We start from the raw sequence: 13,838 nt of genomic DNA, 5'->3' as shown, positions 1-13,838 counted from the left end.
TTAATACAATGAAAAAACTCGCTCTTATTTCTGTAGTAGGTTTGGCATTGTCTGGTTGTGGTGGTTCAGGTGGTGGCAGCAATAGCGATAGCACACCAACTCAACCAGCAGTGAAACCAAGTGTAGCGATTGGCTCTGTTGAAGCGGTCAACGCTGAAGAAAGCACGTTAACCGTCAATGGACATACGTATCGTGTGTCTGAGGTGGTTTATGACGACACACAAGTGCAACTGGCCGATGTAAAACCAAAAATGGTGGTTCGCGTGGGGTCAGATATTCGGCAAGCTTCGAATAATGGCGTCCGAGTCACACTTGAACCAACCATTACAGGACGTGTCACAGCGATTGATCATGTGAAGAAAACATTTACGGTAAACGGCGTAGATCTGCAGTTTGACGGTTTAAGTGATGATATAGAGGTCAACGACTGGGTGATGGTGTCATCATTGCCAACTGCTGATGCGGGTTATCGAGTGTTGTCTGTGGTCGAAATCGACGTAGATAACGATTACCCAGCCCTTGGAAGCTACTACGAACTGGAAGGTCGCATTACTAGTACCGATGAAAATGCTGGCACGTTTGAGCTTGGTACAAATATAACCGTATCTTACGACAACATTAGCCAACTTAGCATCGGCCAATGGGTGGAAGTAGAAGGTGAAATGCAAAACGGTATCTTCATGGCACATGAGGTACAAGTTGAAGACTACGACGATCTAAAAAATGACAGCGATGTGGAAGGTATCGTGACTTGGGTTGCCAAGGATTATAGTGAGTTCTCTCTAAACTATCGAGGAGCCTTCTTCATTGATAACGCAACACGATTTGAGGATGGTAGCAAAGCTAATCTAGAACAAGGTCAAGAAGTAGAAGTGACCTCTGTGATGAAAAATGGCAAACGCACAGCTACCGTCATCGAATTTGAGCGGTCGGAGTTTGACAATGACAACCAATGGCGGGGTAAAGAGTTTGAATGTGAAGGCTATGTATCAAACTACGATGCTGATTCAAGAGTGTTTGAAGTTGAGCATTGTGAGAATGATGCTGATCAAGTACTAAGTAACACCACCGTTGTGATTGATGCACAAACACGCTTCCAAGGCATTGAAGAACTTAACCTAAATGGTGCTCGTGTCGAAGTCGAAGGTGTGATCATTAACAACCAAAATATTGCCCGTGAAGTGGAGTTAGACGTTTACGACAACTAATCCCTTCTACGCTTAAGAAAAAGTGTCACTTCGATGGCACTTTTTCTTTTCACCTTACTTTGCTTCCCAAGCTCAAACCAACAAATTCTCAGCCAAAGCCTTTTCTCTCCGTTACACTTTACCTATGTTCCACAAAATTGGTGACAACTATGAAAAAACGCAACCTCATTTTGTTAGTCTTGTTTTTTGGTTCAGCCACGAGCTTAGCTAGCGTTATGGATCCTGACTGCGATGCAGAAAAGGCAGCTAAAGCCGCTGCGACAAAAGCCGTGGTTGGTGTTGGTGGTCGCTGTACGCCTAAAGAGGCACTGAAAGATACCGCAGTTGATGCAGGAAAAGACAAATTGCCAGATGAAGGGATGGCGGGTAAAGCTGTTGATGCAATGACACCGGAAAAAGAGAAGAAAACGGTGAAAGACGTAACCAAAAAGCTCAATAAAGATTAACACCTACATCATAGATGTTTGAGCGTAAAAACATGTTCCTAGAATCAAGTGGCTATTTACCTGTTGTTTGAAGCACACGTCTAATCTTGGTTTTTTCATATTCCAAAAACTGCATTTGACCACACACTGTTTTTACTACACAAGTTCAAAAACTAGTAATAGTTTCTCCTAACTTTGAGACTTTGAGTCTAACTAAATGCGCAATGCATTGCATACAGATTGCTTGCCTATATTGTACACATACTATATCGGTTTAACGATGGTTAGAGGTTATAGTGAACAGACTCTAAAAACCGAACTGTAGTTCAATTGGCGGTACTGACTGGCTTAGATGCCGATTTGAACTTCATCAGAAACAACAGAGAAAAGGTTTTGCCTATAATCACAGGTGTCATTTTGTATCGACAGCTCAATAGACTCGACCAAAGAAAAGTCCTTGAGCAGGTACAGGCTTTAGGGAGTTCGAAATTTTTCGGTAAGATTCAAATGCTGGTAGCGCAAAGTATTGCTAAGCCAATGTGGAACCCTTGGAGCCTGTCAGATGGTGAGCTGCGCCAGTATTTTAATACTCATAAGGCAGTTGCAAATTTCCTTTCTACATGGTTTATCACCATCGATATTAAACTTGAGGTCGGCTTTATGGCAGCTGTTATATACGCACTATCAAAAGGTCAAGGGGCTGCATTGATTAAAGAAATGGCTTCAGTGCATATCGCTGAAGAGACTTTCAAAAACCTCAGCCTCTCATTAACTGCACAACAAGCTGGCGCGAGAGCATTTTTTGTAGCTGTTATTCTCACTACTGTACTCAAAGGCTTTAACGAGGCAGATGCGCTAGCTGCAAAGAAAGAGTTGTTACGACGTAATATGCTTATAATAGAGGATTTGTAAGCTATGTTTTGGATACTGGGTCTTTTGGTTTCCTTGTTTATCATGTACTCGGATTACGCGCATTACTTCTATACCAAGCGACATGGAAAGAAATCTAGGGTTTCTCGCTTATTAAGCTTGTTGATCACGGTAACGCTCCCTATGATTGCGACTATCGAGATTTTGAACGATCTTAATGTAGAGAAAACCAGCTACCAAGTGTGTGTAGTTTTAGTCTCAGCTTTAGTTGGCCTTCTGGTCTGCTTGTCGGAACAGTATCGTTTTAAGTCAGAAAGAGATTAGTGGTATCGGGTTGTACTGCTATCAACAAAGGCATCAAATTGGTGCCTATTTTATTGTTGGTGTATTAATAACTGATCTGGCGAGTAAGGTCGACTCGAATGTCTTCTCACGTTCACCCTCGAGCACGAGACCGCTATCATGACTTCTTTAATGAAGGAAAGAGAACCTTTTGACTCGGGGAATTAGAGCTCTTAATCGTCTGAGTGCACATAGTTCATACCCTCCATTGAGACGTCGGAATTATTCGCTGTACCATGATAGAAAATTATTTCTGTATTGAAACACATATACCTTGCTCGTGAATATCTAGCTGTCTCGGACATCTCAAATCTAGCCTCAACTTACATCCAAATGAAGTTGTAGTTTGTATGACCAATTGCTCATAGTTTATTTAACAAATAGAAACGAGTTCATGGGTAGCTAATACAAAAAAGAGCGCCGATTGACGCTCTTTCCGAACTCTAATAGATAACCAATTATGCGGTTTCTGCTTCACCTATCCAATGATAATGGTGGTTGGCTTTTTTTCCCACTAAACCGAGCTCTGCCAATTCTTCAAATACCTTGTCTACCTCTTCCGCAGACAGCCTAAACTGTTTAGCAACGGCTTTTTTGGTGCACGTAATTTGATGCGTTTTAAGTGCATCGCTAACTTGCTCTAACAAGGTTTTCGGTTCCTTTGGTTCTTCTGGCTCCGGCGCAGCTGGTATTTCTTGCTCTTCTTCCTCTTTTATATGAGGAAGATAACCCGCAGGCGCTGGGTCTATATCGCGAACTGTTTTCAATATCATGCCCTCATTTCTGCGATAGAAATATCGGAACCGTTGCTCTTCACCAATCAAGCCAACAAAAAATGCAGCAAAGAAGTCCAAAAGAATCGAAAGAAATACAACCAAGCCAAGCTGAGCTTGTTGAGAGGTGGTACCAAATGCATTGGCTAGGCTATCAATCAAACCAATCACTGAGCCTTGCGTCACCGGCGGTAAACTATCACGCTCCATAGCCAAGCGTTGCTGCTCTTCACGTAAGGTTTTGTTTTGATCCTGAATGCGAGTTACACCAGTCGCGATACGCTCCATCTCGATGTATTTCTGCGCTGCCATATTGTTGAGCTCAATCTGCTTATCGATTGCCGCAATCTGACGATTAAACGCTTCCACTTTCGCCTGCTCTACCGAAATATGACTTTGTGCACTATTGGTTGCACTATTAATCCCACCAATACTACCGCCAATGGAAATCGCAGCTAAAACTAAATAAAACACGAGAGCGGTTGCTGCTCCTGTGTAGTTGCGATGGGCTCGGCGCTCACCGTATTCATACCAAGCGTAAAATTTACCCGCTTCAAAAATGATCGCTAAACCACCAAATAAGGTTTGCATCATCGGGTTTTCGTCGATCGACAAAAACAGCAATAGAGAAAAAATAGTCGATGCTAAAATCGCAGCACCGGTGAATGCATATACACTCACCATGGCAAATCGACCTTTAGGGTATCGATATCCAATCTGTTGTTCGTATTTCATTTGAGAAATTTCTTAAGATTAATCGCCCCTCCGACTAAGTAGGACGGACGTTTCTGGCATGTACAAAGGAGCGCAGAATACCGTATCCTTTATTAAATTACTGTCATAATTCCGTTAATGGAAAACAAGTGAAGATTCGGTGTGCATTTTGAATCGATATCAGCCAAATCTAGCACGTAAAAACACCACCACGACACCCACTAACCGAAGCTTCAGTGACATATAAGAGAGATTAATTCGGTATCTTCAGAAGCGACTAAGCAAGACTGACAAGTTGAATTGGAGGTTGTGAATGTCAGCCGAATCAAGACATTAAAGCGTTAAAAATAGGCAACAAAACAAATAATGCACACTTACATCACCTTTTAGTAAACTGATAATTACATTGTTTGGTTAATTTGTTAGTATCCCGCGCCGAAGAAGATAAGCACTCAATTGTATGGAAAACACTCTAATACAGCACAAACACCATCGCTTGCACGCTATTGCGGTTATTATCGCGGTGTTGTTTCAGTTGTATTTAGCGTCCACAGCCGCTCTTAACCCTACACAAGTTCACAGCACAACTTGGCTCAACAAAGTCCAAAGTGAAAAGGTTTTACTGTGTACCGCAGATGGTTTCAAATGGGTGGATATCAATACGTTGATTGAGGCTAACGCTCAATCTTCTTCTAAGCTCATCCAAGATCTTAACTTACACGACGGCTTTCAGTTTGAATGTCCGCTTCTTCAAGCTGTTCAATTCTTTCTTCTGGTTGCGATTGGGCTTTACCTGACAACCATCCATTGGCTGCGCCGAGTAAAGTATGCACTGACGACTTATCATTTTTCAAAATGCGATAAGCTCGTTTACAAACACATCGCGCCTAAGCACTCTCCGCCGAGTGTTTTTCCTGCCTAACAGGCATCTAATCATTGACAACTTTATTCAAAAATAACGATGACTCTGTTTGTTGTCCATTCAGAGAAGCTATTCATTCAAAAGGAAAAGCACATGCTTAAATCATTTAAAACCGCCGCTATCGCGCTTATTGCTGTCATCGCTAGCCCACTGAGTTTAGCGCACGATTATGAAGCAGGAAAAATTCATATCGACCATCCATGGAGCCGCGAAGCGCCACCAAACGCACCTGTTATCGGTGGTTTTTTTCAATTAACCAACCACGGTGACAGTGAAGATGCATTGATCGCTGCAGAAAGCCCAATCGCAGGGCATGTCGAAATTCACACGCATAAGAAAGAAGATGGTGTGATGAAAATGATTAAGATTGACGAAGTGCGCGTTCCAGCCAATGACTCAGTGTTGTTTAAGCCAGGCAGCTTCCATTTAATGATTTTTAACCCAACACAAACTCTTAAAGAGGGTGACCGCTTCCCTATGACATTAACCTTCAAAAACGCAGGTAAGGTTGAAGTAGAAATGGCGGTTGAAAAACAAGGCCACATGGAAAAACACATGCATCATTAATGACGCAAACAAAAGTGCCCGCTGATTTAGCGGGCATTTTTATTTCAGCTTAGTAAAAATCAGTATTCCGATAGATCATAACCCGACTCTTAAGAATAATGGTGATAAATAACACTTGGCGAAACGGGGTCATATATCATAACAGCGTGCTCGGGCAAGAGATTCTAAATCACGCTCGTTCCTCGCTGTTCAGAATGACGTTAAAAGATTTAAGAATCCCAAATAGGTTTCCTACTCGCATGAAACTCAATCTCTCAGCGAAATCTTCCAACCATCATTTGATAAGCCTAAGCGAAGTCATAAATTTGGTAACAATGCCCATAGCGCAATTAGTTTTCTTTCTACTTGAAACAAACCTCAGCCCAACGAGCTAAGCCCGCAGTTACTGAGCCAAAATAGTTTCCACTGACAACCGGAATACTTGGCAGTACGGTTTGAACCGCATCGCGCAAGATTGGCGAGCGTGCCGAACCTCCAGTCATAAAGATAGCATCGGGGTTAACTCCAGCTTGCTCTACCGCTTCTGTCACCAACGCCGTCATTTTATTCTTTGGCGACTGGATCGCTTCGATCATTTCGTCACGTTGTACATCAACTTCAATCGTTTCTGATAGTAAGTTGATGCCAGTTCGGTAAGAAGCTTGTTCTGAAAGTGCCACTTTTGCCTCTTCGGCACGGCGAACAATGTTGTAGCCTAAAGACTCATGATACACCTCTAGCAAACGAGCAAGTTTTTCTGGCTCTTGAGCCTGCTTTTGAAGCAACTTTAACGCTGATAGGTTCTCTCGCGAATAGAAGTCACTCTGCGCTTCTACATTATTGATTGCTATCGGGTTCCAGAATTGGGTAGTCGGCATCACAATACCTGACTCCATTTTACTTCCCATGCCAAAAGGGAACATGAGCTGCTTAAATGCTAACGCGATATCAAGATCATTCCCGCCGACACGCTGGCCACTGTGAGCTAACAAGCTTGCGGTCCTATCTGCTTTGCCGCGCCAAGACGGTCCCATTTGGATCAACGAACAGTCCGTTGTACCACCGCCAATATCGACTACTAGAATGATTTTATCTTCGCTGAGTGTCGCTTCATACTCTAGGCCCGCCGCGACAGGCTCAAACTGAAACTCCACATTTTGGAAGCCCGCACGTTTCGCTGCCCGCAACAAAATGCGTTCAGCCTGAATGTTAGCCGTTTCACCGCCACGCCCATGAAAGTTAATTGGTCTGCCGATCACAGCATCGGTAATACTTTGCTGCGCATCGCTTTCGGCTTCCGACTTAATATTGTCCATCATCGCGCAGACAAGGTCTTCGAAAAAAGCCAATTGCACATCACGCAAGCCAGATGCACTAAGAAAAGACTTCGGCGATTTCACATAATAGATATCGCGAGGATCTTCCAAATAGAGATTAAGTGCAGCCTGACCAAACGCGATGTCGTCGGATTCTAAGTCAATACTTTCTTCTCGGTTTAAATTGATTGCCCGGCGTAAAACCTGCTCACCAACTTGATCTAATGGTTTAATATCTCGATGGCGAAATAAATGCTCGGATACCGATTCACGAGTCGGTGCAGCAAGGGTGGAAGGAATAAAAGGGCTGTTTCCTTCCAGATTAAGCAGTACTGGATCACCCGATTCCATTTTAGCCACTGAACAGTTTGCAGTACCATAGTCAAAGCCGATAAACATTGTTTCTCCCACTGTCCCACTGATTAGTGGCCTTTTGAGCGTTAAAAAGCTGGCAATGCTAACTTAATGGCATAAGAATTACTATCCCAAAATCAAGTGTAATTTAACGTGGAAAATCTATCTAAGGTACACTACTTTCTCTTTTTGCAGATGGCACAACAACCGCTACCAATAAAGCTAACAACAGGAACACGGGGCTAAGCATTAATCCATGCCAGATTGAATACCCATCATGGAACAGCCAGAATATACCAAGCGTCAGTAGGTACGAAAAGTAGCTGCAAAACACCAAGCTAATCGCGACAAAGCGCTTTTGATTAATAATAAGAATCCGCACTAGATACTGGCTAAGAATACCAGAGCAGCGCATGGCAAGTTGCCAATTAATGATAAAGAAAGCAAGCGCAATAAACCCAGCTACGACCAGTGCATCATGCGTGCTTAAAATGAAGTAGATACCAAATCGGCTTATGATGACCGGATAATCGCCTTCGTATATCGTTGACCAAGATATTGCGTTCGCTGCTGCTACGTAATTGGCAAAATAAGCAATGGCGTAGAAAGTCGTTTGAGAACTGAACGGCTGAAATACATCCGTACAAAATCCTCGCCACTCTTCTTTGTTGGCGGTAGGCCCAACCCAGTCACGTTTTTTTTGAGCGGTACGCCCGGCAAACGCAGGCCCGTTGCGAAACAACAGCCAAAATATATAGAGTGCAAGTATAACCAAGAGTATTGAAAACATACCCTTCCCCCTCATAAATTATCGGCGCCACTGCCAATGGCGTTGGGGTCGTAAACTGCACTTCCCTGCTATACCTATTTGATTTATCAAAGACTTATTATTTTATTACCACCAAAATTCATTTAATGGCATGCTAAACAGCAACATTTTCACGCTTTGTGCGTGAAGTTCGAAAGCCTACTTTTAGGTTTAGCACAAAAATAACTACAGCAAAGCGTAAGAAAGGGATTCCGCATCCATCAATGAAGATGAGGCGTTAAGCAGAAGCTGCGACCGCAATGAGAAGAGAAGGATTCAAAGCGGCCATGCATGGACGAGAAGAGCAACTATTTCTCTAACTTTTCTTCAAATACACCAATCTCTCTGCCCAACCAAATCGCGCGTTCTGTGTGATCAAGTAACTCTTCTTCGCTTACTGGGTGAATAAGCACAGAAAAATCGCCTCGAATCGTATCAAGCCACGCCAAGAACTCTTCACTCAATGATTCTAGGTGAATTTCAAACATCGGCATTTTGTGTGGGCCAACTAACCTTCCAACTAATGGAAACACACGCAGCACATCTTGACGCTCTTGACGGATGATCTCGTTCAAGGCTTGCGCTTTATCTTGTTCTCTTAAGGGAAAATAAACATGAGCGTGGTACATAACTTCTCCATAATCACTTCCACTTGAGCACCACCTACTTTGGATAAGCTCAAGGACTGCCGAGGGTATACATTTGTAATGCCGTCACCCTACCTTGATTCCACTCTGTTGGGAAGAAGTTATGCATTCTCATAAGGTCGAGGCTTCGAGCACAACAAAAATTTGCAATTCATCATATAGCAACTGTTTGAGTTGATTCATTAATAATGACTCACTTTGTCAAATTTTACAGCCAAATTTTGTTGCAAATATGTTTCATTAACCAGTAATTAAATTCGAGTTTAAAAATACCACCAACAAAATATCAGCATATTACTCTGCAAAATCAGGGTGTAAGCAAAACTTTACTACTGAGCGAAAGTCAAAATGAAGCATAATTTAACAATTTGTTTACACTTATTGTATCTGGCTATACCACGATTTAGTTAGAGGGTTAGATACAGAAAAGCCTTTCTCTGTATCTTGCGGTGAAATGGTCGCAGCGATGTTATCGACAAATAGTTTAAGGGACGAACAGATGCCTACCGCTATCGAAAGCACACGCAACCTTAGGTATGGCCTTTGCGCTGATATCAGAGTTTGAGTACCCATACAAACTCTGGTTTTGTATGAACAGCTGCAGTCCAAAAGACCCGCAGCGTCAAAAGGAGCTTGAGATGAACGTTCAGGCATTACCCATGCATCGGTTTATCGACCATCGTGGGGACCTAGTCGGCCAACTACCCAACTGGGCTGACACTGAAACATTGGTCGGGTTTTACCGAGATATGGTATTAACTCGCACTTACGACAACAAAGCAGTTGCCTTGCAACGCACCGGTAAGCTAGGGACCTATCCCTCACACTTAGGCGCGGAAGCCATAGGCATTGCGGTCGGCAGAGCACTTAAAGCCGATGATGTGTTTGTTCCTTACTACCGCGATATGCCTGCGATGTGGTGTCGTGGCATTGGCATGGAAAAGAACCTTCAATACTGGGGTGGCGATGAGCGCGGGAGTGATTTTGCTCCTGAAGGCAGTCCGGTTCCTAGCCGAGACCTTCCCTACTGTGTACCCATAGCGACGCAATGTACGCATGCTGTCGGGGTGGCTTCCGCGCTAAAAATTCAAGGTAACCATGAAGCTGCGCTAGTGATGTGCGGCGATGGTGGTACATCCAAAGGGGACTTTCTTGAGTCAATAAACTGCGCAGGTACTTGGAATATTCCACTTGTTTTCGTCGTAAACAATAACCAGTGGGCAATTTCAGTTCCGCGTAGTCTCCAATGTGCCGCCGATTTCTTATCAGAAAAAGCGCAAGGTGCAGGTATACCGGGTATTACTGTCGATGGTAACGATGTCGTCGCCGTTTATGATGCAACTAAAACCGCCCTTGAGAGAGCAAGAAAAGGGAAAGGTGCAACATTCATCGAAGCGGTGAGTTACCGACTGAGTGACCACACTACGGCCGATGATGCGACTCGTTATCGTAAAGAAGATGATGTTCAAACTGCATGGCAATACGAACCTATCGCACGTCTTAAAACGTACCTCCTTAATCAAGGCGCTTGGAGCGACGAACAAGAACAGCAATGGCTAGATTACTGTAAAGAGCAAGTAGAGTTAGCTGTTGAACGCTATCTGAGCTTACCGCCACAAGCACCAGAAACCGGTTTCGATTATTTGTATGAATCGCTACCTCAAGAGCTTCATGCACAAAGAGATGAACTCATCAACAAGGCAATGAGAATGCAGGGAGGCAGACATGGCTGAGCTAACGTTGGTTGAAGCAGTAAACCTTGCCCTGCACCACGAAATGCAACAAGACCCCAATGTTGTCGTACTAGGTGAAGACGTGGGCGATAATGGTGGTGTATTTCGTGCCACTGTTGGACTCAAGCAAGAGTTTGGTCTTAAACGAGTCATCGATACGCCACTCGCTGAAGCCTTAATCGGCGGGGTTGCGGTCGGTATGGCAACGCAAGGATTACGACCTGTCGCCGAATTTCAGTTTCAAGGTTTCGTTTTTCCTGCGATGGAGCACTTAATGTGCCACGCAGCTCGAATGCGTAACAGAACTCGCGGTCGGCTCACTTGTCCCGCGGTTTTTCGTGCGCCATTTGGCGGCGGTATCCACGCTCCGGAACACCACTCAGAAAGCGTGGAAGCGCTATTTGCTCACACTGCTGGATTTAAAGTGGTGATTCCTTCTTCTCCACAACGCGCATACGGCTTACTTCTTGCTGCAATTAGAAGCAATGATCCCGTCATGTTCTTCGAACCGAAGCGCATATATCGTACCGTTAAATCTGAAGTCGTTGATAACGGCGAAGCACTCCCACTCGACACATGCTTCACCTTACGTAAGGGGCGAGATATCACGCTCGTTACTTGGGGCGCATGCGTCGTAGAGTCACTTCAGGCCGCACAAACCTTGTCTAGTCAGGGAATTGAAGTCGAGGTGATTGATTTGGCGAGTATTAAGCCAATTGATACCGCGACGATTTTCAGCTCACTAGAAAAAACTGGACGTTTACTCGTTGTTCATGAAGCGAGTAAAACTTGTGGTGTGGGATCTGAGCTATTAGCTCGAACCGCTGAACACGCCATGTGCTTACTTAAAGCCCCACCTAAACGAGTAACTGGAATGGACACCATTATGCCTTATTACCGTAACGAAGATTATTTCATGGTTCAGAAAGAAGACATTGTGACCGCAGCGCGCGAACTCGTGGAGGATTGGAAATGAAGACGTTTAACTTACCCGATCTCGGCGAAGGCCTCGCTGAATCAGAAATTGTAAAATGGCACGTTAATGTCGGTGACATGGTTAAATTAGATCAAGTGATCTTAACCGTAGAGACAGCAAAAGCGACGGTCGACGTCCCTGCCCCCTATTCGGGCCGTGTGGTCAGCCGTCATGGTGAGGAAGGTGAAATCGTCAATATTGGTGCATTACTGCTAGAGATTGATGAAACAGGTGCCGGGAGAGAAGTAACGGCAGAGAAAAAAGCCACTGCTGACGCCGCAACCGTCGTCGGTAGCGTTTCTCACCAAGCGCATCATGTTAACGTTGATGATTTCTGGATTGGTGGCAACCACAACACGACAGAAAGTAACCTCGTTACCGCCCTGCCTTCGGCTCGCTTGTTGGCACAAAAACTTGGGGTAGATCTTAACCTTGTGTCAGGTAGTGGCCCGAACGGACTTATCGTAGATGCCGATATTTACGACGAAGCCGGAAAACAGCGTCCAGGCACCGAAGTTTTGAAAGGCGCTCGACGTACCATGGTATCGTCTATGACCGAATCGCACGAACATGTTGCTGCCGTAACCATTACGGAAGAAGCATTGTTGGAAGATTGGCTGCCAAACGAAGATATCAGTATCCGCCTTGTTCAAGCGATTGTTCATGCGTGTCAAGAAGAGCCCGCTTTAAACGCTTGGTTTGATGCCGAAACCATGACACGCTGTGTACACACAACGGTCAATGTAGGAATTGCAGTAGATAGCCGTCATGGATTGTACGTGCCAGTCTTGCGCCACGCAGATGAATACGAGCCACAAGATGTTCGTCGTTGGCTCGATCAAACCGTTGAAGGGATCAGAGAGAGAAAAATCGGTCGTGAGCAATTGCAACACGCGACGATTACGCTTTCCAACTTCGGCGCGATTGCCGGTATTTACGCGACACCTGTCGTCACACCGCCACAAGTCGCTATTGTCGGCGCGGGCCGAATACTCGACCGAGTTGTGATAAGAAATGGTCAAGCAATTTCGGTGAAAGCAATGCCGCTATCCGTAACGTTTGATCATCGCGCTTGTACTGGTGGTGAAGCTGCAAGGTTTACAAAAGTACTTGCAGAGCACCTGCAACGTCCGAGCGAAAAGTAACTTATAAAAATCAAATGATAAAGGCTTCCAGTCCGGAAGCCTTTTGTTTTAGGAAGCAAGACTATATCTACAGCTTCTCTAACAGCTCAGGCATTACCACAAACAAATCGTCGACCAATCCATAATCTGCAATGTCAAAAATAGGCGCATCAGGGTCGCTATTAATTGCAACAATCACCTTGGAATCTTTAATTCCCGCCAAATGCTGGATCGCGCCAGAAATTCCGACGGCAATGTATAACTCCGGTGCAACAATTTTGCCGGTTTGCCCAACTTGATGGTCATTAGACACATAGCCCGCATCGACCGCCGCTCGTGACGCCCCTACCGCTCCACCTAGCTTGTCAGCCAATTGTTCTACTAAAACAAACTTCTCTTTACTCCCGAATGCACGACCACCCGACACTACTACTCTAGCCGCTGGCAATTCTGGTCGCTCACTTTCTGGCGTTTGTTGCGAAACAAACTCACTAAGTTTATTGATAATCACCGTGTCGACTTGAGTAAGCTTAGGGACAACTGGCGTGTCAGATAGCTCTGCGGCATCAAAAGCCGTACTTCTTATGGTCATCACTTTATAGGGATCATTCGACGTGACTCTCGCCAATGCATTTCCAGCATAAATTGGACGAATCACCGTATCGATAGACTCGATTGTCATCACGTCAGAAAGTTGACCAACATTAAGCAACGCCGCCACACGAGGCATCACATTCTTACCAAATGTACTGGCAGGAGAAAGAATGTGTGAGTAGTTTTTGGCTACTTGTGAGATCAAAGGTGCGATATTTTCCGCTAATCCATGTTCATATCCCTTCGCATCAACCCAGATAATTTCTGCAACACCTTGAACACAATTCAACTCATCCAAAACTGATTGGCACTGATAACCAATAAGCAACACAGAAACAGGAAGCGATTTATCATCATCCTTAATCTCAAATGCCGCTTTAATTGCACACAGCGTCCCTACAGCCAACGATTGGTTGTCATGCTCTGCGAGCACAAGTGTTGCTAATGGTCGGTCTTCCATGGTCATGCCTCATATAACACGTCAGA

Annotated in this window: 15 protein-coding genes; 9 read left to right on the top strand and 6 right to left on the bottom strand. The window is 44.5% G+C overall.

Features of this window, described 5'->3' with window-relative positions; all coding sequences use genetic code 11:
- The first annotated feature begins 8 nt into the window (after positions 1–8).
- From R7M72_RS08910 to R7M72_RS08895, 4 genes are all read left to right on the top strand, one after another.
- On the top strand, positions 9–1,208 hold the full coding sequence (locus R7M72_RS08910; RefSeq protein ID WP_206952853.1) for a DUF5666 domain-containing protein: 1,200 nt from the start codon (positions 9–11) through the stop codon (positions 1,206–1,208).
- 149 nt (positions 1,209–1,357) lie between these two features.
- Positions 1,358–1,654: a hypothetical protein gene (locus R7M72_RS08905; RefSeq protein WP_033906987.1), complete on the top strand. Its 297-nt coding sequence runs from the start codon at positions 1,358–1,360 to the stop codon at positions 1,652–1,654.
- A gap of 309 nt (positions 1,655–1,963) precedes the next feature.
- Complete coding sequence (locus R7M72_RS08900; protein ID WP_318056141.1) at positions 1,964–2,545, top strand: hypothetical protein; 582 nt, start codon at positions 1,964–1,966, stop codon at positions 2,543–2,545.
- Positions 2,546–2,548: 3 nt separating this feature from the next.
- Positions 2,549–2,827 carry a hypothetical protein gene (locus tag R7M72_RS08895; RefSeq protein ID WP_033906986.1) on the top strand — a complete coding sequence of 93 codons (279 nt, stop codon included), beginning with the start codon at positions 2,549–2,551 and terminating at the stop codon, positions 2,825–2,827.
- Positions 2,828–3,303: 476 nt separating this feature from the next.
- On the opposite strand, the gene R7M72_RS08890 is transcribed toward R7M72_RS08895, so the two are convergent.
- Complete coding sequence (locus tag R7M72_RS08890) at positions 3,304–4,353, bottom strand: hypothetical protein (protein ID WP_017634220.1); 1,050 nt, start codon at positions 4,351–4,353, stop codon at positions 3,304–3,306.
- A gap of 439 nt (positions 4,354–4,792) precedes the next feature.
- On the opposite strand from R7M72_RS08890, the gene R7M72_RS08885 reads away from it, so the two are divergent.
- Together R7M72_RS08885 and R7M72_RS08880 are read left to right on the top strand one after the other, a co-directional pair.
- Complete coding sequence (locus R7M72_RS08885) at positions 4,793–5,254, top strand: hypothetical protein (RefSeq protein ID WP_005388493.1); 462 nt, start codon at positions 4,793–4,795, stop codon at positions 5,252–5,254.
- A 93-nt stretch (positions 5,255–5,347) separates the two neighbouring features.
- Positions 5,348–5,821, top strand: coding sequence for a copper chaperone PCu(A)C (locus R7M72_RS08880; RefSeq protein WP_042521048.1), 474 nt, complete (start codon positions 5,348–5,350; stop codon positions 5,819–5,821).
- Positions 5,822–6,162: 341 nt separating this feature from the next.
- Here R7M72_RS08880 and yegD read toward each other — a convergent pair whose 3' ends face one another.
- From yegD to R7M72_RS08860, 4 genes are all read right to left on the bottom strand, one after another.
- Positions 6,163–7,515: a molecular chaperone gene (yegD, locus tag R7M72_RS08875; protein WP_258470236.1), complete on the bottom strand. Its 1,353-nt coding sequence runs from the start codon at positions 7,513–7,515 to the stop codon at positions 6,163–6,165.
- 121 nt (positions 7,516–7,636) lie between these two features.
- On the bottom strand, positions 7,637–8,260 hold the full coding sequence (locus tag R7M72_RS08870; RefSeq protein WP_258470237.1) for a hypothetical protein: 624 nt from the start codon (positions 8,258–8,260) through the stop codon (positions 7,637–7,639).
- A gap of 326 nt (positions 8,261–8,586) precedes the next feature.
- Entirely contained in the window at positions 8,587–8,907 is a 321-nt protein-coding gene (locus R7M72_RS08865; protein WP_005375836.1) for a DOPA 4,5-dioxygenase family protein, read from the bottom strand.
- Between the two features lie 396 nt (positions 8,908–9,303).
- The gene (locus R7M72_RS08860; RefSeq protein WP_127891143.1) at positions 9,304–9,498 is read right to left on the bottom strand and encodes a hypothetical protein; all 195 of its coding nucleotides are present in this window, start codon (positions 9,496–9,498) and stop codon (positions 9,304–9,306) included.
- Positions 9,499–9,563: 65 nt separating this feature from the next.
- Here R7M72_RS08860 and pdhA point away from each other — a divergent pair, with 65 nt between their 5' ends.
- The 3 genes from pdhA to R7M72_RS08845 are packed head-to-tail and all read left to right on the top strand — an operon-like array spanning position 9,564 to position 12,779.
- On the top strand, positions 9,564–10,658 hold the full coding sequence (gene pdhA, locus R7M72_RS08855; RefSeq protein WP_213967636.1) for a pyruvate dehydrogenase (acetyl-transferring) E1 component subunit alpha: 1,095 nt from the start codon (positions 9,564–9,566) through the stop codon (positions 10,656–10,658).
- Positions 10,651–11,634, top strand: coding sequence for an alpha-ketoacid dehydrogenase subunit beta (locus tag R7M72_RS08850; protein WP_042521051.1), 984 nt, complete (start codon positions 10,651–10,653; stop codon positions 11,632–11,634). Before pdhA ends, R7M72_RS08850 begins: the two co-directional genes overlap by 8 nt.
- Positions 11,631–12,779 carry a dihydrolipoamide acetyltransferase family protein gene (locus R7M72_RS08845; protein ID WP_005375831.1) on the top strand — a complete coding sequence of 383 codons (1,149 nt, stop codon included), beginning with the start codon at positions 11,631–11,633 and terminating at the stop codon, positions 12,777–12,779. Before R7M72_RS08850 ends, R7M72_RS08845 begins: the two co-directional genes overlap by 4 nt.
- Before the next feature lie 67 nt (positions 12,780–12,846).
- Here R7M72_RS08845 and R7M72_RS08840 read toward each other — a convergent pair whose 3' ends face one another.
- Complete coding sequence (locus R7M72_RS08840; RefSeq protein ID WP_318056140.1) at positions 12,847–13,812, bottom strand: electron transfer flavoprotein subunit alpha/FixB family protein; 966 nt, start codon at positions 13,810–13,812, stop codon at positions 12,847–12,849.
- Between the last annotated feature and the right edge of the window lie 26 nt (positions 13,813–13,838).

Source organism: Vibrio sp. YT-18, assembly GCF_033337345.1.
GTDB classification, from domain to species: domain Bacteria; phylum Pseudomonadota; class Gammaproteobacteria; order Enterobacterales; family Vibrionaceae; genus Vibrio; species Vibrio alginolyticus.
Note: the sequence above shows the minus strand (reverse complement) of the source record. Positions and strands in the feature narration are given on the sequence as shown.

Excerpts from the sequence above, each read along its gene's own strand:
- R7M72_RS08910 (WP_206952853.1), top strand. The coding sequence starts at position 9 with ATGAAAAAACTCGCTCTTATTTCTGTAGTAGGTTTGGCATTGTCTGGT.
- R7M72_RS08905 (WP_033906987.1), top strand. The coding sequence starts at position 1,358 with ATGAAAAAACGCAACCTCATTTTGTTAGTCTTGTTTTTTGGTTCAGCC.
- R7M72_RS08895 (WP_033906986.1), top strand. The coding sequence starts at position 2,549 with ATGTTTTGGATACTGGGTCTTTTGGTTTCCTTGTTTATCATGTACTCG.
- R7M72_RS08890 (WP_017634220.1), bottom strand. The coding sequence starts at position 4,353 with ATGAAATACGAACAACAGATTGGATATCGATACCCTAAAGGTCGATTT.
- R7M72_RS08885 (WP_005388493.1), top strand. The coding sequence starts at position 4,793 with ATGGAAAACACTCTAATACAGCACAAACACCATCGCTTGCACGCTATT.
- R7M72_RS08880 (WP_042521048.1), top strand. The coding sequence starts at position 5,348 with ATGCTTAAATCATTTAAAACCGCCGCTATCGCGCTTATTGCTGTCATC.
- yegD (WP_258470236.1), bottom strand. The coding sequence starts at position 7,515 with ATGTTTATCGGCTTTGACTATGGTACTGCAAACTGTTCAGTGGCTAAA.
- R7M72_RS08870 (WP_258470237.1), bottom strand. The coding sequence starts at position 8,260 with ATGTTTTCAATACTCTTGGTTATACTTGCACTCTATATATTTTGGCTG.
- R7M72_RS08865 (WP_005375836.1), bottom strand. The coding sequence starts at position 8,907 with ATGTACCACGCTCATGTTTATTTTCCCTTAAGAGAACAAGATAAAGCG.
- R7M72_RS08860 (WP_127891143.1), bottom strand. The coding sequence starts at position 9,498 with ATGGGTACTCAAACTCTGATATCAGCGCAAAGGCCATACCTAAGGTTG.
- pdhA (WP_213967636.1), top strand. The coding sequence starts at position 9,564 with ATGAACGTTCAGGCATTACCCATGCATCGGTTTATCGACCATCGTGGG.
- R7M72_RS08850 (WP_042521051.1), top strand. The coding sequence starts at position 10,651 with ATGGCTGAGCTAACGTTGGTTGAAGCAGTAAACCTTGCCCTGCACCAC.
- R7M72_RS08845 (WP_005375831.1), top strand. The coding sequence starts at position 11,631 with ATGAAGACGTTTAACTTACCCGATCTCGGCGAAGGCCTCGCTGAATCA.
- R7M72_RS08840 (WP_318056140.1), bottom strand. The coding sequence starts at position 13,812 with ATGGAAGACCGACCATTAGCAACACTTGTGCTCGCAGAGCATGACAAC.